Origin of the sequence: Hymenobacter convexus (assembly GCF_030580955.1) — a bacterium.
Taxonomy (GTDB): domain Bacteria; phylum Bacteroidota; class Bacteroidia; order Cytophagales; family Hymenobacteraceae; genus Hymenobacter.
In genome coordinates this window covers 489,633-507,144 of the sequence record NZ_JAUQON010000004.1, presented here as the reverse complement: position 1 = coordinate 507,144, position 17,512 = coordinate 489,633, and the positions used below count along the sequence as shown (strand labels likewise).

Sequence of the window (17,512 nt, the reverse complement as noted above, 5' to 3'; positions counted from 1 at the left end):
TTTTTTGGAGAGGGGGTCAGGGGGTGAGGTCGGCGTCAGGGCGAGTGGATTACCGCGCCAACCCCGGAAACAGCGCCGCGATGGCCGAGGCCAGGAAATTGACCCCGATGGCCAGTGTGATGAAACCCATGATGCGCGACATGGCCGCCATGCCGGGCTTGCCCAGCACCCGCGTGAGGCGCAGCGAGAACAGCAGGATAACAAACGCCGCCAGCGCCACCAGCGCAAATCCGAAGACGGTCATGGCCTTATCAATGTAAGTGGGCCGAATCAGGCCGATGCAGATGGCCATCGAGCCCGGGCCCGAGAGCATGGGCATGGCCAGCGGCGTGAAGCTGATGTCGTCTTTGTGCTTGCTTTCTTCGAGGGCGTCGGGGCCTACCCGGTCGCGGTTGCCGCCGGGCGTGAGCAGCTCAAAAGCCGAGCGCATGAGCAGGATGCCGCCCGCAATGCGCAGGTGCTGGATGTTGATGCCGAAGAAGTTGAGGATGTACTGCCCGCCGAAAAACGCCACGCTCAGCACGGCCACCATGTAGATGCAGGCCCGCAGCGCCGTGCGTGCCCGCTCCGAGGCCCGGTCGTCGGCCGTCAGGGTCAGGAAAACCGGCATCGCCCCGAACGGATTGACGATGGAAAACAGGGTGGTGAAGGTGGCGAGCAGAATTTCCATGCGCGCAAAGGTAGGCAGCGGGCCGAACCGGCCGGAAAAGCCCTATTTTGCCGCCGCAACGGCGCCCGAAAACGGCTAATGCCGGGCAAAGCTGCATTTTTCCGCTTCCTGATTATATGAATTCCGATTCTGCTGCCGCCGCGGGCGGTACCGAGGCCGACCGGCCCACCACCGAAAACCCCATCGTGGGCATCATCATGGGTTCGAAGTCGGACCTGAAAATCATGTCGGCCGCCGCCGAACTGCTCCGGCAGTTCAACGTCCCCTACGACATCACCCTCGTCTCGCCGCACCGCACGCCGCACCGCATGGTGGAGTACGCCGAAAGCGCCCGCAAGCGCGGCCTGCGCGTGCTGATTGCCGGGGGGGGCGGCGCCGCCCACCTGCCGGGCATGGTGGCGGCTTTCACCACGTTGCCCGTCATCGGGGTGCCCATCAACAGCTCGCTGTCCATTCAGGGTCTCGATTCCATTCTGAGCATGATTCAGATGCCGGCCGGCACGCCCGTGGCCACCGTCGGCCTCGACAACGCCGCCAACGCCGCCATCCTGGCCATCCAAATCCTGGCTCTGAACAACGCCCGCCTGAACGATGCGCTGGAGAAACACCGCAACACCCTCAAAGACCGAGTGATGCGGACAATTGAGGAGCTGCGCAAGGGCGGCTTTCAGGACGATGTATAGGGACTAGAACGTCATGCTGAGCACCGCCGAAGCATCTCTACCGCGAAGAGTAATCTAAACCAAAAGATTAGTTGCGCGGTAGAGATGCTTCGGCTAGGCTCAGCATGACGTTCCATGGCCTGCTTGCCGATTCTTCCCCAACAAATCCCCACCCAATCCGTCTTCATGCCCGATTTCCTTTCTACACTCCTAACCGTTGGCCACTGGGTGGTGTGGATAGTGGGCGGCATCGGGCTGCTGGCCACGCTGCTGCCCATCCTGCGCCAAACGGCCTGGTGGATTCGGGTCTGCGACTTTCCGCGCCTGCAGATTGTGGCCGGGCTGCTCCTAAGCCTGGGGGCGGGCCTGGCCCTGCCCAACCCGCCCAGCACTGCCAATACAGTCTTTGTGGTGAGCCTGGCCCTGGCCGTGGTGTACCAGTTCAAGCGCATCTGGCCCTACACGCCGCTGCACCGCAAGCAGGTGGCCGACGCCAGCCGCCCGGCCGACGACAACGACCACCACCTCAGCCTGATGGTGGCCAATGTGCTGATGTACAACCGCGACGCCTCGCGCTGCCTGGGCCACATCCGCCACCTGAGCCCCGACATCGTGCTGGCCGTCGAAACCGACGACTGGTGGCTTAGCCAGCTCGAAGGCATCACCAAAGACTACCCGCACACCTGCCACGCCCCGCTGCCCAACACCTACGGCATGCTGGTGTTTTCGCGCCTGCCGCTCATCGAGCCGCAGATTCGCTACATTCTCGACCCCGACATTCCGTCGTTTCACGGCTGCGTACGGCTGCCCAGCGGCGTCACCACCAACCTGCACTTCCTGCACCCCAAGCCGCCGGCCCCACAGGAAGCCAAATCGAGCGCCCGCCGCGACGCCGAACTGCTGGTGGTGGGCAAGGTCATTCAGCACCACAACGGCCCCACCATCGTGGCCGGCGACCTCAACGACGTGGCCTGGTCGCACACCTCCGAGCTGTTTCGGCGCCTCTCGCGCCTGCTCGACCCGCGCGTGGGCCGGGGCATGCTGCCCACCTTCCATGCTGACCACCGGCTGCTGCGCTGGCCTCTCGACCACGTGTTCCACTCCGCCCACTTCCGCCTGCAAGACCTGCGCCGCCTCACCCACATCGGCTCCGACCATTTTCCCATCTATATGCGTCTCAGCTACGAGCCCCAGGGCTGGCACGAGCAGGAACAAAACCTGGAAGCCGCCGACGCCGGCGACCACGAGGAGGCCGAAGAGAAGATTGAGGAAGGCGTGGAGGACGTAGCGGCCGGCGAGGAGTAGCCCGATTTGAGAAGTAAAAAAACGGTCATGCTTTGGCTGCGCTCAGCATGACCGTTTTGATGAAAGCCCAATAAAAGCCCTACTTCTCCACTTTTACGCCTTTCCAGAACGCCACGCGGCCTTTGATTTCTTTGGCGGCGTCTTTGGGCTCGGGGTAGTACCAGGCGGCGTCTTTGTTTTTCTCGCCGTTCACGTTCAGCGAGTAGTAGCTGGCGCGGCCTTTCCAGGGGCAGCTGGTTTGGGCGATGCTGTCCTCAAAAAACTCCTTTTTGATAGAATCGGCAGGGAAATAGTGGTTGTTTTCAACCACCACGGTGTTGTCACTCTCGGCGATGACGGTGTTATTCCAGATGGCTTTCATTGGGTGGGATGGGGTGAGTGATTAATGATTAATAAGCGGGGCCCGCCAGATGAACATTGGGCCCGGCCGCTGTGTTTGCCAGTATACATCCAGATTAACGCGCCTCGCCCATCGTACGGCTATTAATCGTTAACCGTTAATCACTAATCACTAGCATTATGGCCGTTGGCTTCCGCTTCCGCGATTTTGTGCCCGAAGACCAGCCCGAAAAGGGCTTTGAGTCGTTGTTTAAACTATTCATGCAGCTCGTTACCATCACCAGCGGCGACGTGGGCGAGGCACTGTCGTGGCTCAACGAGCTCGACAAGCAGTACGGCCTCACCGACGACAACTACGGCATGGGCAATTTCATCGATGACCTCAAGAAAAAGGGGTACATCGATGAGAACGAGCAGCAAAAGGGCGAATTCAAGATTACACCCAAAACCGAGCAGGGCATTCGCAAGTCGGCGCTGGAGGAGATTTTCGGCAAGCTGAAGAAAAGCAGCACCGGCAACCACCACACGCCCCACACCGGCCAGGGCGACGAGCAAAGCACCGACCTGCGCGAATTCCGCTTCGGTGATTCGTTGGAATCCATCCAGATGACCGAATCCATCCGCAACGCCCAGCTCAACCACGGCATGGACAGCGGCGAGTTCATGCTGACCGAGGGCGACCTGGAAGTGCGCGAAAACGAACACAAGTCGCAGACCAGCACCGTGTTGATGATTGACATCTCGCACTCCATGATTCTCTACGGCGAGGACCGCATCACGCCGGCCAAGAAAGTGGCCATGGCCCTGGCCGAGCTCGTGAAGCAGAAGTACCCCAAGGATTTCCTCGATGTTATCGTGTTCGGCAACGACGCCTGGCAGATTGAAATCAAGGACCTGCCCTACCTGCAAGTGGGCCCGTACCACACCAACACCGTGGCCGGCCTGGAGTTGGCCATGGACCTGCTCCGCAAGCGCAAAACGCCTAACAAGCAGATTTTCATGATTACCGACGGCAAGCCCACCTGCCTGAAGGAAGGCAACGGCTACTACAAAAACGCCTTCGGCCTCGACCGCAAAGTGGTGAACAAGACGCTGAACCTGGCCGCCGCCGCCCGCCGCGTCAAGATTCCCATCACCACGTTCATGATTACCTCCGACCCGTATCTGCAGAAGTTCGTGGAGGAATTCACGGAGGTGAACCAGGGCAAGGCGTATTATTCGGGCCTGAAGGGGCTGGGCCACCTGGTGTTCGAGGACTATAAGAAAAACCGCCGCAAGACGCTGTAATTAGACATGAGAAAGCTTTTCGGACGTACAGGAACCATTATCATTCTGAGTCTGGCCGCTGTTACGCTCCTTTATACAGCACTCATGTTTTTAGGAATGAATTGGTTCATTCCCACTGAATGGGGTGGAGCTACGCAATAGCTTTTTCGCCCTTGCTGACGCGTGGCTTCGCCCACAACATTTCCCAAGTTCAAACTTTCAACTAATTCCGACCCTCCGTGGCCAACGACCAGCTTCCAACCAACCATTTCGCCCACATCACCACCCTCGGTCAGCTGAAAAAGTCGGCCTACAAATCCCGCTCGGTGAAAGCCGAATTGCGGGAAAACCTCATTCGCAAGCTGCGCGTGAAGGAAGACGTTTTTCCCGGCATCTACGGTTACGACGAAACCGTGATTCCGGAGCTGCAGCGCGCCATTCTGGCCGGGCACCACATCAACCTGCTGGGCCTGCGCGGCCAGGCCAAAACCCGCATTGCGCGCCTGCTCATCAACCTGCTCGATGACTACATGCCCGTGGTGGCCGGCTCCGAGCTGAACGACGACCCGCTGCAGCCGCTGTCGGTATTCGCCAAAAACCTCATTGCCGAAAAAGGCGACGAAACGCCCGTGGCCTGGGTGCACCGCGACGAGCGTTACACCGAGAAGCTGGCGACTCCCGACGTGTCGGTGGCCGACCTCATCGGCGACGCCGACCCCATCAAAGCCGCCACGCTAAAGCTGCCCTACTCCGACGAGCGGGTGATTCACTTCGGCCTGATTCCGCGCGCGCACCGGGGCATTTTCGTAATTAACGAATTGCCCGACCTGCAGGCGCGCATCCAGGTGTCGCTGTTCAATATTCTGCAGGAGGGCGACATCCAGATTCGCGGCTTTAAGGTGCGACTGCCGTTGGATATCCAGTTCGTGTTCACCGCTAACCCCGAGGACTACACCAACCGCGGCAGCATTGTGACGCCGCTCAAGGACCGGATTGACGCCCAGATTATCACGCACTACCCGAAATCCATTGAAATCGGCAAGCGCATCACCAAGCAGGAGGCCCGCATCAAGGACGAGCAGAAGGGCATGGTGACGAGCAACGAAGTCATTCACGACCTGGTGGAGCAGGTGGCCATCGAAGCACGCGGCTCCGAGTTCGTGGACGCCAAGTCGGGCGTGTCGGCCCGCCTCACCATCTCGGCCTACGAGCAGGTGATTGCGGGCGCCGAGCGCCGGGCGCTGGTGAATGGCGAGAGCAACACTTACGTGCGCCTGGGCGACTTCATTTCGGCCGTGCCCGCCGTGACGGGCAAGGTGGAGCTGGTGTACGAGGGCGAGCAGGAGGGCGCGGGCATCGTGGCCGAAAAGCTGATGGGCAAGGCTATTCGCACGCTGTTCCTACAGTACTTCCCCGACCCAGACAAGAGCAAGAAGCTCAAAAATCGGGTGTCGCCCTACAAGACGGTGCAGGAGTGGTTTGGCAACGGCAACACGCTGGATTTGCTGCACGACGCCAGCACGGCCGACTACCGCAAGGCCCTCGACAACGTGCCCGGCCTGCGCGACATCGTGACCGAGTTGCATCCCAACGAGACGCCCGAACACACCTACTTCCTGATGGAATTCCTGCTCCACGGCCTGAGCGAGCACAGCCTGATTTCGCGCAACCGCCTCACGGCCGGCGCGCAGTTCAAGGACTTGCTGTCCTCAATGTTCACCATGCCCAGCTTCGGTGAGGATGACGACGACGAGGACGATGAAGAGAAGCCGCGCCGCCGGTAGTAGTCGGCTATGCAAGCAAAAAGCCCCGCGTACGTGTAGTACGTGGGGCTTTTTGCTTTTCAGTTGTGGGAGGAAGTGGCTTGTTCAGCCCTTGTCAACGGCTTAAGGCCACAGAAAAACAACAGGAAGAAAGCGGATATTCGCGCCCTCCTCACATCCCAATCATTCCGATGAACAAAATTGCCCAAGTCACCCTGCTGTTCTGGATAATGAAGATTTGTGCCACCACGCTGGGCGAAACCGCCGGCGACCTACTGGCCCAAACCATGAAGGTGGGCTACGGGGCCAGCTCGCTCATTCTCATCGGCTTCTTTCTGGTAGTGCTGGCGGGGCAGTTGGCCGTTTCGCGCTACATTCCGGCGCTGTATTGGGCCACTATTCTGGCTACCAGCACGGCCGGTACCACCATGTCGGACTACATGGACCGCACGCTGGGCCTGGGCTACGCCACCGGCTCGCTGATACTGGTGTCGTTGCTGGGGCTGGTGCTGGGGTTGTGGTGGCTGCGCGAGAAGTCGCTGTCCGTCACCGAAATCAAGACGCGTACGGGCGAGGTGTTTTACTGGGTGGCCATTCTGGTGTCGAACACGTTGGGCACGGCGCTGGGCGATTTTCTGGCCGATGATTCCGGGCTGGGTTTCGGCGGCGGGGCTTTGTTGATTGGCAGCCTGCTGGCGGTGCTGGTGCTGGCTTATTACTTCACCAGCGTTTCGCGGGTGCTGCTGTTCTGGGTGGCGTTTGTGCTCACGCGGCCCTTCGGGGCCACCTTTGGCGACCTGCTGACCAAGCCCACCGAGAAACAGGGATTAGGATTGGGCACGCAGGGTTCGTCGCTGGTTTTGTTTGGGCTGCTGGTGGCGCTGGTGCTGTACGAAACGTTTCGCCACAAGCCAATAGCCGCGGCTGATGCCGCCTCGGCAATCACCCATTAAGCCCCGCTGATATTCGGTTTTGCGCCGCAATGGCAGTCCTCCGGGCCTGAATTACGTACTGCCCCGAAAGCCTGCGCCTATGCTGCCCCGCCCCCAAACCGCCGTCCCCGCCACCTTCGATGCCGATGAGCGCCTGCGCTGGGTCGAGCGCATTGCCAAGCTCATGGACAGCCAGTTCCGGCTGCCGGGCACCCGCTTCCGGTTCGGGCTCGACCCCTTGCTGGGGCTGCTGCCCATCGTGGGCGATGTGTCGACCACCGTGGTATCGGTGGCACTGCTGCTGACCATGTTTCGGCACGGGGCCAGCGGGGCCGTGGTGGTGCGCATGGCCCTCAATATCCTGCTCGATACCGTGGTGGGCGCCATTCCCATTCTCGGCAATGTCTTCGACTTCGCCTACAAAAGCAACGAGCGCAACGTGGCCCTGCTGCGCCGCCACTACGCCGAAGGCCGGCACCGCGGCAGCGGCCGGGGCCTGATTCTGGTGTTGCTGGTGGCGCTGTCCGCTATTGGGGCGCTGGTGGGCTGGGGCAGCTTCGTGCTGTTGCGCTGGGGTTGGCACCAGTTGAATTAGCGCTTGACGCTTCGGTAGTAGTTGAGCATTCCGTAGCGGGCCTACGTCTGAGTGGCATTAGCTTCGCAAACGCATTGATGGTGCGGTCAGCTTTACAAAGTTGAAAACCACCAATTGCCTTTCGGTTAATTATTGGCGCTCCAGATTCGATATGGCGGACTTTTTACAAGGGTTGAATGAAAGAAACAGGCGGGGAGTACGGGCGTTGGTACTGGCGTTCCTGCTGGCAATAAGTGGATTTGCCGCGCGGGCGCAGGCACCGGCCTGGCAGGCCGCCTTCGGGGCCAACGAGCTGTCGGGGGTGCGGGCCATGGCCACCGATTCGGCGGGCAACGTGTTTCTGACGGGCTACTTTTCGGGCACCATCAGCCTGGGGCCGGCGCTGCTCACCAGCCCCGGCACCGCCGATTTTTTCGTGGCCAAATGGACCCCGGCGGCCGGCATTGTGTGGGCGGTGCAGGGCGGCGGCAACGATGAAGACGTAGCCAACGCCATTGCCCTGCGGGGCCGCAGCGTGTACGTGGTGGGCACGTTTTCCAGTCGTACTATGCTCATCGGCAACAGCTTGCTCACCAATGCCGGCCCCACGCCTCCGCCCGTCACCACCGATGCCTTCGTGGCCAAGCTCACCGACCTCGGCACCTCAGCCACCTTCGACTGGGCCGAGCAGGCCGGCAGCCCCAGCTACGACGAGGGCAAGGCCGTGGCCGTGCGCGGCAACGACGTGTACATTTCCGGCCAGTTTCACGGCGCCTCCCTCAGTTGCGGCGCCAGCGGCATCACTCTCACCAACGCCGGCACCGGTTACAGCAGCGACGGCTTTGTGGCCAAGCTCGTGAACGCGGGCACGCTCGGCTTTTATTCTTGGGCGCAGCGCTTCGGCGGCACGGGGTTCGACTACGCCAACGCGCTGGTGGCCACTGCCACCGGGGCCTACGTGGCGGGCACCTTCGGCAGCAGCCAGTTGGCGCTGGGCAGCATCCGCCTCATCAACAGCGGCAGCAGCGCCGGTACCGACGACGCCTACGTGGCCCGCTTCACCGACACCGGCACCACGGCCCAATACACCTGGGCGCAGCGCCTGGGCGGCCGCGGCAACGACCGGGGCGAAGCCCTGGCCGTGAGCGGCAACAGCCTGTACCTGACCGGCCATTTCGATGGCACCGATACGCAAATCGGCAGCGCTACCTTCTACAACGCGGGCCCCACCACCACGACCGACGCCTACGTGGCCAAGCTCACCGACACTGGCAGCGCGGGTACGGTGGTGTGGGGGCAGCGGGCCGGCGGGCCGCTCAACGACCTGGCCACGGCCGTGGCCGCCAAAGGAAGCAGCGTGTACCTCACCGGCAATTTCCAGAGCCTGCAAGCCGATTTCGGCAACACCACCCTCACCAACAGCAACCCCGTGCCCAACCAGGGCATTATCGAAACCGATGCCTTCGTGGCCCGCCTGGCCGATGCGGGCAGCACCGGCGCTTTTGCCTGGGCCCAGGCAGCCGGCAGCGCCAACCGCGACCAGGGCAATGCCGTGGCCGTGGCAGGGGCCACTGTGCACGTGGCCGGCACCATTGGGGGCCCGGCCTTTTTTGGCAATGTATTCGTGCGGGTGCCCGTTCGGCCTTCCGTGCTCTTCCTCGCCTCGCTGGCCGACCCGGTGGGGTTGGCCACGCGCGCTTCGGCGCGACTGGGCGCCGTGGCCGTATGGCCCAATCCGGCGCGGGCGGCGGCCACCGTGCGGGTGCCGGCCGTGCCGGGCGCTGCCGCCACCCTCACGCTGGCCGATGGCCTGGGGCGGGTGGTGCGCACGCTCCAGCTATCCCTTTCCGGCCTGGGCACCACGGCCGAACTGCCCTTGCTGGGCCTGGCCCCCGGCCTCTATCACCTGCGCGTGCAGGCCGGAGATGAGCAAACCAGCCGCACCCTGGCAGTGGAGTAAAAAGCGACACCAACTATATTGTCATCCTGGGCGCAGCGAAGGACCTTATCACCGTTGCAAACTACACAGCGATGATAAGGTCCTTCGCTGCGCCCAGGATGACAAACGGCAAAAAAGGAAACTACTCGCCCACGCGCCCGGTGCCCAGCCATCGCGCCACCGGGTAGCGGTTGTGGCCGGGCTCGTGGTAGGCCGAGTTCTGGTACACCCATTCGAGCTGGGCCGGACCGTTGGCGGCGAAGGACGGGTTGCCGGCTTTGAGCTTTTCCAGCCGCTCGCGCAGGGCGGGCTCGCGGCGCAGCAGGTCGGCGGCAAGGTCTTCGAACACATAGTCCGAAAAATGCTCCTTTTGCTGGAGCACGCTGTCGAAAAAGCCCCAGGCGAAGAAGGAGTCGGTGGCTTGGGGCTCTAGCGTTTCCATGAGGTAGCGAATGGGTGCGGCGCCGGTGAGGTACACCACCAGGTCGCCGGGATGGAAGACGGTGGTTTCGGGCGCGGTGCGCAGGCTTACTTGGCTGTGCACGTAGTGGCCTTCGAAGGGTTTGGGGGTAGTCTTGAAATCCTCGAAATAATATGTTTCGACGGGCACGGTCACCTCGCGGGTCAGCGGTTCGAGCGTGGCCCCGTTGCGGCGCAGGATGTCGGCCACTTCCACCCAGGCTTTGGGGATGATGTAGGCGGTGGGACGGGCGGCTGTGGTGGTGGCTTTGAAGGTGTTGAAGTACTTCACGGGCCGGACGAAGGGCGCGGCACGGTCGTAGTACAGGCGGGGCTGGCCGCTCACGTCGCTGGGCTTGGTCTTGCCTTCGTAGCCGCGGAACTGCACGGTTTCGTGCTGGCTGTCGTCCAGGGCCCAGGTGAGGGGGAAAGTGGTTTGGGCGGCCATGTCGGCCGCAGCTTTGGCGCGGGCGGCGGCCAAGGCGGGCGCCTGCTCGCCCACGGTTTCGAGCACGGTCTTCAGGAAATCATACGTTGAATGCACACGGGGCGCGAAAGCCTTGAGCATGTGCGTTTCGGGCATGAAGCCGATGGTGTTGAACAAGGCTGCATAGCCGGTAGAGTAGCGCGGCGACTCCAGAAACGCCTGCAGCCCGCTCTCGGGCGTGCGGCCTTCGAAGTCCACGTAGGGCGTCATGGGCCACTTTTTCTGCTCCATGCTCTTGTACAAAGCCGGCAGCATTTGGCCCTGCAGGTAGCTGCCCAGCGCCGGCGCCAGCTTGCTGTGCTGGGTGGCAATGAGCGTCATGGTGTACTGATAGTCGGCCCCGTTCGAGGTGTGCGTTTCGACGAAAACATCGGGCTGCCACTTCTGGAAAAGCTGGGCAAACGAGCGGGCATTGCGCGACTCCTGCTTGATGTAGTCGCGGTTCAAATCCAGGTGGCGCGCATTGCCCCGAAAGCCGTAAGCGGCCGGCCCGTTCTGGTTCACGCGGGTGGTGGAGTTGCGGTTTAGCATGCCATCAATGTTATAAACGGGCACGATGACGACCGTGACGCCGGCCAGCAGCTTCTGCAGCGACTTTTGCTGTATAAGGTCGCGCACCAACATCATGCTGGCGTCGATGCCCTCGGGCTCGCCGGGGTGGATGCCGTTCTGAATGAACAGGATGCGGCGGTTTTTGCGGCGCGTGCTAGCCGGGTCGGCGTCGCCATCGGCGCTTAGCACTACTTCGTGCAGGGGCAGGCCAGCGTCGGTGGAACCGGCTTCAGCCAGGTGCAGGTGTGCCGGGTAGGCGGCCGCCAGTTTTTTATAGTAGTCGATGCATTCGGCGTAGGTGGCCGTGGTGTTGCCGGCGGGGTCGTTTTCGAAAGGCGTGCGCCAGGCGGGCGCCGGGGCGGGAGTGGAGGCGAGGGACATGAGCGAAGCAAGAATCAGGGAAAACATGTTGCAAATTCACTCCAAATCCCGAACCGCGCTGCGGGCCCGCCGTACCTTTGGCTGCTTCACCTCGCCAATAGTGCCCATGTCCCAAGCTCCCGCGCGCCCCCTCATCCTCGTTTCCAACGACGACGGCATCACCGCCCCCGGCATCCGCTGCCTCGTCGAAATCGTGCACGCGCTCGGAGCCGAAGTGGTGGTCGTCGCCCCCGATTCGCCACAGTCGGGCATGGGCCACGCCATCACTATTGGCCACCCCATGCGCCTCACCGAAAACCCTATTTTCGGCCCCAACGTGCAAGCCTACGAATGCTCCGGTACGCCCGCCGACTGCGTAAAAATCGCCAAACACTACGTCCTCAAAGACCGCACGCCTGACCTCGTGGTGTCCGGCATCAACCACGGTTCCAACTCGTCGGTCAACGTGCTGTATTCCGGCACCATGTCGGCGGCCATCGAGGCGGCCATTGAAGGGCTGCCCGCCGTAGGTTTCTCCCTGTGCGACTACGGACCCAAAGCCGACTTCTCGCACGCGGCCGAGTGGGTACGCCAGGTGTGTGAGCACGCGCTGGCCCACGGCGTGCCCGCCGGCACGGCCCTCAACGTGAATATTCCCAAAAAATCCGAAACGCCCATTGCTGGCTTGCGCCTGGCCCGGCAGGCCCGCGCCAAGTGGCAGGAGGAGTTCGACCGCCGCCTCGACCCTTACCAGCGCCCTTACTTCTGGCTGCGCGGCGAGTTCGTAAACTTCGACCACGGCACCGATACCGACGAATGGGCCCTGGCCCACAACTACGTCTCGGTGGTGCCCTGCCAGTTCGACCTCACGGCCGCCCACGGCCTGGCCCACCTCAGCCAGCAGTGGCAACTGCCCCTGCCCGAAGCCCGCGAAGTGGCCGCCCCGCCCCAGCCCGTAGCGCCCGAAGACTACGGCGTGGCCAACCCAAACTAGAATTGCAGCATGATTTACATAAAAAGCCCCGGCATCGATAATGCAGGGGCTTTTTGTTGCAGATGTATGGCAAGTCACAACATCCGCTAAAACGTCATGTCTCGGCAAGCTTGACCTGACCGTTTCTATCGGCTCTTCGCCACGTGGCGCGGGGCATTGGGCAAAGTCCGGACGAATTTAGGGGTGGGCATTACGCCCGGCGCTTTGCGCACGACGACGGGCGCGGCCAGCGGGTCCGGGTCGGGGAGGGCGTTGTGGTGCAGGGCCACCACTTCGGCTCCTACTGCTACCATCAGCACCAGCAGCAGGCCAGAAATCAGGATTTTCAACAGCGTACGCACGGGAGTTTTAATTACTCCCCAAAGTTCGCTCCTACCCTATGAAGGGGGCATGAACCGCGCCGACGGGTGAGCTGCCGGCCCAAATTCGAGCACGAAGGCCGTGCCCTGGCCCACCGTCGATTCGGCCCGCAGGGTGGCGCCGTGGAAGTTGGCAATGGTTTGGGCAATGGGCAGGCCCAGGCCGTAGCCCTCCGGCGAGTTGGGCGCGTTGGCGTGGAAGCGCCGGAAGCGGTCGAAGAGGAAGGGGAGGTGGTCGGCCGAGATGCCCGGGCCGGTGTCTTCCACGCGCAGGGTGTAGCCGTCGTTGGCGGCCGGGCGGCCCAGCACCCGGATGCGGCCGCCCTCGTGGTTGTACTTGATGGCGTTGCTGAGCAGGTTGCGCAACAGCGTGTGCATCAGGCTGGCGTTGGCGTGGGGGCGCACGTCGTTGCCGGTCAGGTCCACTTCCAGGTCGATGTCGCGCTGCTGGCGGCGGTCGTCCAGCTCCTCGGCCACGTCGGCCACGGCTTCTGAGAGGCGCACCGGCTCTTCGCGCAGGTACTGCTCGTTTTCGATGTTGGCGATGAGCAGCAGCGTGCGCACGGTGTTGCGCAGGCGGTGCAGGGTGCGCTGCGACTCCACAATCTGCAGGGCGTGGGCCTCGGGCAGGGTGGGGTCCTGCAGCATGTTTTCGAAGCGCGACTGCAGGATGCTGACGGGCGTGAGCAGCTCGTGGCTCACGTTGCTCATGAACTCCCGCTCCTTGGCAAAGGCCGACTGCACCTGCCGCATCAGCGAGTTCAGCCGGTCATCAAGCCGCCGGAAGTCCGTGGTTTGCGTGTCAATCACCTCAAAGTTGAAGTCCGACGGCTGCCGGATGCCGCGCAGCTTGCGCACAATCAACTCGCGCAGCGGCCCCAGCAGGTAGTGCGCCACGGCCGCGTCCGACACCACCGTGAGCAGCGAGGCCGCCACCAGCACCCACAGCGCCAGCTTGCGCAGGGTGTCGGTGAGCAACTCCACCGTTTCGAGCGACGAGCCGATTTCGAGCCGGAAAGCGCGCTGGTGCAGCCCGCCCGCCGGCAGCGCGAAGCTCAGAATCCGGAAATCTTCCACCTGCTCATCCACCTGCCGGGGTTCCTCAAAAATGCGCTCTGCTGGCAGCGGCGCGCCCTCGGGCAGGGGCGTGAGCGTGATATACTCCTGTTTAAAAATGTTGTAGTCGGCGTAGGTTTCGGCCCGCTCACCGCGCTCGAACGCCTGCAGGCCGTCGCGGGCAATGAGGCCCTGCACCAGCCGCTTCTTCTCGCGCAAATGGGAATCGGTGTGCGCCACGGCCACCTGCTGCACGATGGGCGGCAGCACCAGCGCCCCCAGCAGCACCAGCAGCAGCTTCGAAACGGCGTTGGAAATGGCAAGTTTGGCTTCGAGGCGCATGGGAGGAAGTTAAATTGATGAATTGGCAGAGGATTAGAAAAAAGAACGTCATGCTGAGCGGAGCCGAAGCATCTCGCGTGCAATAGTAAATCCAATCATAAGAAAAGAATTACTACCCCACGCGAGATGCTTCGGCTCCGCTCAGCATGACGTTCTTTGAATCAACAGCCGCCTGTCTACTCCGCCGCGCGGTAGCCAATGCCGCGCACTGTTTCCAGGAAGTCGGCGGGGCCGAACTGGGCCAGCTTCTTGCGCACATTCTTGATGTGCACGTCGATGTAGTTCGAGTCGGAGTCGTCTTCCAGCACATTGCCCCACAGGTGCTCGCCCAGCTGCAAGCGCGTGAGCACCCGGCCGCGGTGCAGCAGCAGGTAGTGCAGCAGGTCGAATTCTTTTTTGGTGAGGGGGACTTCCTGGCTGCCGTGCCGCACGATGCGGGCGTTGGGGTCCATGCTAAAGCCCTGGCCGAAGCTGATTTCGGGCCGCTTCAGGTTGAACTTGCGGCGCGTGATGGCCTGCATCCGGCTGGTGAGCTCCAGCAGCGAGAAGGGCTTGGGCAGGTAGTCGTCGGCCCCCAGGTCGAGGCCGCGAATCCGGTCGTCCAGGGCGCCGCGGGCGGTGAGGATGATGAAGCTGGCCTCCTGGTTTTCGTTGAGGCGGGCTTCCTTGAGCAAATCCAGCCCGTCGCCGCCGGGCAGGCCCAGGTCCAGCAGCACGAAGTCGTAGCTGCTCACGTAAAGTTTTTCCGAAGCTTCGGCATACGTGTAGGCCGAGTCGACTAAATACTGGGCCTGCAGCAGAAACTGGCGCATTTCCTGGTGCAGGCTTTTTTCGTCTTCAATGAGCAGAACGTGCATGGGGCGGAGCAAAAAGGGGGGATTGAAAAGATTGCATGCAACATACGGCAGCGAAGACTGAACGGCGCATGAAGCCGGCGGCCCGTTAGCCACTTTCCCAATTCTGCCGTACTTTGCTAAGGTAACTTCACCGCATTCGGCCTTTCCCTTTCGATTATGACCCCACGCGTATCCCTCTCTACATTCCTGTTCATGGCCCTGACCACTTTGGGCAGCCTGCTGGGCCCGGGTTCGGCCCAGGCGCAAACCAAGAAATCTGCCGCCAAAGCCAAACCCATCGAAACCACCATCTACATCGTGCGCCACGCCGAAAAAGACTCGACTTCCGATGCGGCCGACCCTACGCTCTCGGCCCTGGGCCAGGCGCGCGCGCTGGCCCTGCGCCAAACCCTGGAAAAGCGCCACCCCGCCGCCCTTTTCACCACCGACACCAAGCGCACCCGCGCCACGCTGGAGCCCCTGGCCGGCGCCCTCAAGCTTGAACCGCAGGTGTACGACCCTCGCCGCGGGCGCGACCTCGCCGACCGGGTGCTGAAGGAATACGCGGGCAAATCGGTGGTCATCGTGGGCCATTCCAACACGATTTTATCGCTCATCGACGACTTCGGGGCCATTCCGCCCGTCGAAGAAATCGGCGAAAACGAATACGAGTACCTGTTCACGGTGCACTCAGCCGAAGGCATGCAGCCCATTGTGGAAACCCGCGGCTATGGCGCCGAGCGCAAAACCAAGACCAAAGTGAAAGTTAAATCCGAGGCAACTGCCAAGGGAACGATGACCCCGGCGTCCCCGCAGAAGTAAATTCTGGAGCCCGAATGGGCGTCCCGGTTAGTGCTACAATGGTCCAGCGGCCCGGCGTGTTCAGCGCCGGGCCGCTGCTTTTTGACGCTACTGCTGCTGTCGCAGTTGCCCGGGTTCCCAATGGCTCATCGCCGAGCTAGCCATCGGCAAAGCGGGCTCCGGATTGACGCCGGCCGGTGCGGGTTCGGGTAATAGTTGCGTTCTTCGCGGTTATGCGCACATCTTTCTCCCTTCTGCTCGCGGCCGGCCTGCTCCTGACGGCCTCCCCCGGCCAGGCCCAGGCCCGCAAAAAAGCCAAAGCCCCGGCTGCCGCGCCCGCCGCTGCCCCGGCGGTGGCCGCCGTGCCGGTTTCTGATTCCGTTGCCCTGCGCCGCATCTTCGACGAAGCCCTGCTGCGCGGCGAGAGCTACGACAATCTGCGCTACCTCACCAGCAACATCGGCGGGCGGCTTTCCGGCTCGCCGCAGGCCCAGATGGCGGTGGAGTGGGGCAAGGCCACTATGGAAAAAGCCGGTTTTGACCGCGTGTATTTGCAGGAGGTGATGGTGCCGCATTGGGTGCGCGGCGGCCGGGAAAAGGGCGAAATCGTAGGTAATAAGGACAAGGGCATCAAGGTGCCGGTGTGCGCGCTGGGCGGCTCCGTGAGCACCGGCGGCAAGCTCAAGGCCGGCGTGGTGGAAGTGCATAGCTTCGACGAGCTGAAAAACCTGCCCGACGATGCCGTAAAAGGCAAATTCGTCTTTTTCAACCGCCCCTTCAACGATGCCCTCATCGAGCCCGGCGCGGCCTACGGCGGGGCCGTGGAGCAGCGCGCTCTCGGGGCCGCCGAAGCGGCCAAGCGCGGCGCCGTGGGCGCCCTGGTGCGCTCCATGAGCAGCGCCCGCGACGACAACCCCCACACCGGCACCATGCGGCCCGCTACCATCCCCGGCGCCGCCATTAGCACCAACGGGGCCGACAAGCTCAGCCAACTGCTCAAGGCCAACCCTGAGCTGCAGTTCGAGCTGGAAATGGAGTGCATCACGCTGCCCGACGAGAAAAGCTACAACGTGGTGGGCGAAATCAAAGGCAGCAAATTCCCGCAGGAAATCATCACCGTGGGCGGCCATCTCGACTCCTGGGACCTTGCCCAGGGCGCCCACGACGACGGCACCGGCTGCGTGCAGAGCATCGAAGCCCTGCGCCTGCTGCGCGCCGCCGGCTTCAAGCCCGAGCGCACCATCCGGGCCGTGCTCTTTATGAACGAGGAAAACGGCGCCCGCGGCGGCACCGAGTACGCCCGCCTGGCCGCCCAGAGCAAGGAAACGCACGTGGCGGCCATCGAGTCGGACGGCGGCGGCTTCACGCCCCGCGGCTTTGGCCTGGAGTCCGACGCGGCTACGCTGGCCAAAGTGGCCCGGTGGGCCCCGCTGTTCAAGCCCTATAATGCCGACGAAATCACGGCCGGCCACGGCGGCACCGACATCGAGCCGCTCAAAGATGCCGTGCACCCCAAGGCTCTGATTGGCTACAAGTGCGACTCGCAGCGCTACTTCGACATCCACCACACCGCCGCCGACACCTTCGACAAGGTGAACCGCCGCGAGCTGGAGTTGGGCGGCGCCAGCATGGCCTCATTGATTTACCTGCTGAGCAAATACGGACTGTAAGTGGCGGTGAGCAAACGGGTGATGAATGCGCTTGGGCGCCAAGCGCTGGGGGGACTGCTAGGCCTGGCACTGCTGGGGCCGGCTGCCGCTCAGCCCCATCAAGCGGAATCGACGCGGCGTTATTGGATAACACTGAGCGATAAAAA

The 17,512-nt window shown here is 62.6% G+C and carries 16 protein-coding genes; 10 read left to right on the top strand and 6 right to left on the bottom strand.

All coding sequences use genetic code 11. The annotated features are described in order from the left end of the window. Positions 1-49: 49 nt before the first annotated feature. Entirely contained in the window at positions 50-670 is a 621-nt protein-coding gene (locus Q4S41_RS11390; protein WP_305031236.1) for a MarC family protein, read from the bottom strand. Positions 671-867: 197 nt separating this feature from the next. Between Q4S41_RS11390 and purE the strand changes: the two genes are divergently transcribed. Both purE and Q4S41_RS11380 read left to right on the top strand, forming a co-directional pair. Further along, a complete protein-coding gene (gene purE, locus Q4S41_RS11385; protein WP_305031296.1) occupies positions 868-1,353 on the top strand; it encodes a 5-(carboxyamino)imidazole ribonucleotide mutase in 486 nt (161 codons plus the stop codon). A 165-nt stretch (positions 1,354-1,518) separates the two neighbouring features. Further along, a complete protein-coding gene (locus tag Q4S41_RS11380; RefSeq protein ID WP_305031235.1) occupies positions 1,519-2,637 on the top strand; it encodes an endonuclease/exonuclease/phosphatase family protein in 1,119 nt (372 codons plus the stop codon). Positions 2,638-2,716: 79 nt separating this feature from the next. Here the strand turns inward: Q4S41_RS11380 and Q4S41_RS11375 are convergent, their stop codons facing one another. Further along, positions 2,717-2,998: a DUF427 domain-containing protein gene (locus Q4S41_RS11375; RefSeq protein WP_305031234.1), complete on the bottom strand. Its 282-nt coding sequence runs from the start codon at positions 2,996-2,998 to the stop codon at positions 2,717-2,719. A 158-nt stretch (positions 2,999-3,156) separates the two neighbouring features. Between Q4S41_RS11375 and Q4S41_RS11370 the strand changes: the two genes are divergently transcribed. The 5 genes from Q4S41_RS11370 to Q4S41_RS11350 all read left to right on the top strand — a co-directional run bounded on the left by Q4S41_RS11370 (position 3,157) and on the right by Q4S41_RS11350 (position 9,471). Then, complete coding sequence (locus Q4S41_RS11370; protein ID WP_305031233.1) at positions 3,157-4,263, top strand: vWA domain-containing protein; 1,107 nt, start codon at positions 3,157-3,159, stop codon at positions 4,261-4,263. Between the two features lie 218 nt (positions 4,264-4,481). Continuing rightward, positions 4,482-6,026, top strand: a complete 1,545-nt coding sequence (locus Q4S41_RS11365; protein ID WP_305031232.1) for a sigma 54-interacting transcriptional regulator — start codon at positions 4,482-4,484, stop codon at positions 6,024-6,026. 170 nt (positions 6,027-6,196) lie between these two features. Further along, positions 6,197-6,958, top strand: a complete 762-nt coding sequence (locus Q4S41_RS11360) for a COG4705 family protein (protein WP_305031231.1) — start codon at positions 6,197-6,199, stop codon at positions 6,956-6,958. A 79-nt stretch (positions 6,959-7,037) separates the two neighbouring features. Then, the gene (locus Q4S41_RS11355; protein ID WP_305031230.1) at positions 7,038-7,532 is read left to right on the top strand and encodes a DUF4112 domain-containing protein; all 495 of its coding nucleotides are present in this window, start codon (positions 7,038-7,040) and stop codon (positions 7,530-7,532) included. 172 nt (positions 7,533-7,704) lie between these two features. After that, positions 7,705-9,471: a hypothetical protein gene (locus Q4S41_RS11350; protein WP_305031229.1), complete on the top strand. Its 1,767-nt coding sequence runs from the start codon at positions 7,705-7,707 to the stop codon at positions 9,469-9,471. A gap of 121 nt (positions 9,472-9,592) precedes the next feature. Here the strand turns inward: Q4S41_RS11350 and Q4S41_RS11345 are convergent, their stop codons facing one another. After that, positions 9,593-11,329, bottom strand: coding sequence for a M14 family metallopeptidase (locus Q4S41_RS11345; protein ID WP_305031228.1), 1,737 nt, complete (start codon positions 11,327-11,329; stop codon positions 9,593-9,595). Between the two features lie 106 nt (positions 11,330-11,435). On the opposite strand from Q4S41_RS11345, the gene surE reads away from it, so the two are divergent. Then, positions 11,436-12,302, top strand: a complete 867-nt coding sequence (gene surE / locus Q4S41_RS11340; RefSeq protein WP_305031227.1) for a 5'/3'-nucleotidase SurE — start codon at positions 11,436-11,438, stop codon at positions 12,300-12,302. A gap of 125 nt (positions 12,303-12,427) precedes the next feature. Here surE and Q4S41_RS11335 read toward each other — a convergent pair whose 3' ends face one another. The 3 genes from Q4S41_RS11335 to Q4S41_RS11325 all read right to left on the bottom strand — a co-directional run bounded on the left by Q4S41_RS11335 (position 12,428) and on the right by Q4S41_RS11325 (position 14,916). Beyond that, entirely contained in the window at positions 12,428-12,643 is a 216-nt protein-coding gene (locus tag Q4S41_RS11335) for a hypothetical protein (protein ID WP_305031226.1), read from the bottom strand. A gap of 36 nt (positions 12,644-12,679) precedes the next feature. Then, on the bottom strand, positions 12,680-14,059 hold the full coding sequence (locus Q4S41_RS11330; protein ID WP_305031225.1) for a sensor histidine kinase: 1,380 nt from the start codon (positions 14,057-14,059) through the stop codon (positions 12,680-12,682). A gap of 176 nt (positions 14,060-14,235) precedes the next feature. Next, on the bottom strand, positions 14,236-14,916 hold the full coding sequence (locus Q4S41_RS11325; RefSeq protein WP_305010378.1) for a response regulator transcription factor: 681 nt from the start codon (positions 14,914-14,916) through the stop codon (positions 14,236-14,238). Between the two features lie 192 nt (positions 14,917-15,108). Between Q4S41_RS11325 and Q4S41_RS11320 the strand changes: the two genes are divergently transcribed. Continuing rightward, positions 15,109-15,717, top strand: coding sequence for a phosphoglycerate mutase family protein (locus tag Q4S41_RS11320; protein ID WP_305031224.1), 609 nt, complete (start codon positions 15,109-15,111; stop codon positions 15,715-15,717). 212 nt (positions 15,718-15,929) lie between these two features. Then, positions 15,930-17,366 carry a M20/M25/M40 family metallo-hydrolase gene (locus Q4S41_RS11315; protein WP_305031223.1) on the top strand — a complete coding sequence of 479 codons (1,437 nt, stop codon included), beginning with the start codon at positions 15,930-15,932 and terminating at the stop codon, positions 17,364-17,366. Positions 17,367-17,512 lie beyond the last annotated feature (146 nt).

Coding starts and splice junctions, on each gene's coding strand:
- Q4S41_RS11325 (WP_305010378.1), bottom strand. CDS start 14,916: ATGCACGTTCTGCTCATTGAAGACGAAAAAAGCCTGCACCAGGAAATG.
- Q4S41_RS11315 (WP_305031223.1), top strand. CDS start 15,930: ATGCGCACATCTTTCTCCCTTCTGCTCGCGGCCGGCCTGCTCCTGACG.
- surE (WP_305031227.1), top strand. CDS start 11,436: ATGTCCCAAGCTCCCGCGCGCCCCCTCATCCTCGTTTCCAACGACGAC.
- Q4S41_RS11320 (WP_305031224.1), top strand. CDS start 15,109: ATGGCCCTGACCACTTTGGGCAGCCTGCTGGGCCCGGGTTCGGCCCAG.
- Q4S41_RS11390 (WP_305031236.1), bottom strand. CDS start 670: ATGGAAATTCTGCTCGCCACCTTCACCACCCTGTTTTCCATCGTCAAT.
- Q4S41_RS11360 (WP_305031231.1), top strand. CDS start 6,197: ATGAACAAAATTGCCCAAGTCACCCTGCTGTTCTGGATAATGAAGATT.
- Q4S41_RS11345 (WP_305031228.1), bottom strand. CDS start 11,329: ATGTCCCTCGCCTCCACTCCCGCCCCGGCGCCCGCCTGGCGCACGCCT.
- Q4S41_RS11380 (WP_305031235.1), top strand. CDS start 1,519: ATGCCCGATTTCCTTTCTACACTCCTAACCGTTGGCCACTGGGTGGTG.
- Q4S41_RS11375 (WP_305031234.1), bottom strand. CDS start 2,998: ATGAAAGCCATCTGGAATAACACCGTCATCGCCGAGAGTGACAACACC.
- Q4S41_RS11355 (WP_305031230.1), top strand. CDS start 7,038: ATGCTGCCCCGCCCCCAAACCGCCGTCCCCGCCACCTTCGATGCCGAT.
- Q4S41_RS11330 (WP_305031225.1), bottom strand. CDS start 14,059: ATGCGCCTCGAAGCCAAACTTGCCATTTCCAACGCCGTTTCGAAGCTG.
- Q4S41_RS11370 (WP_305031233.1), top strand. CDS start 3,157: ATGGCCGTTGGCTTCCGCTTCCGCGATTTTGTGCCCGAAGACCAGCCC.
- purE (WP_305031296.1), top strand. CDS start 868: ATGGGTTCGAAGTCGGACCTGAAAATCATGTCGGCCGCCGCCGAACTG.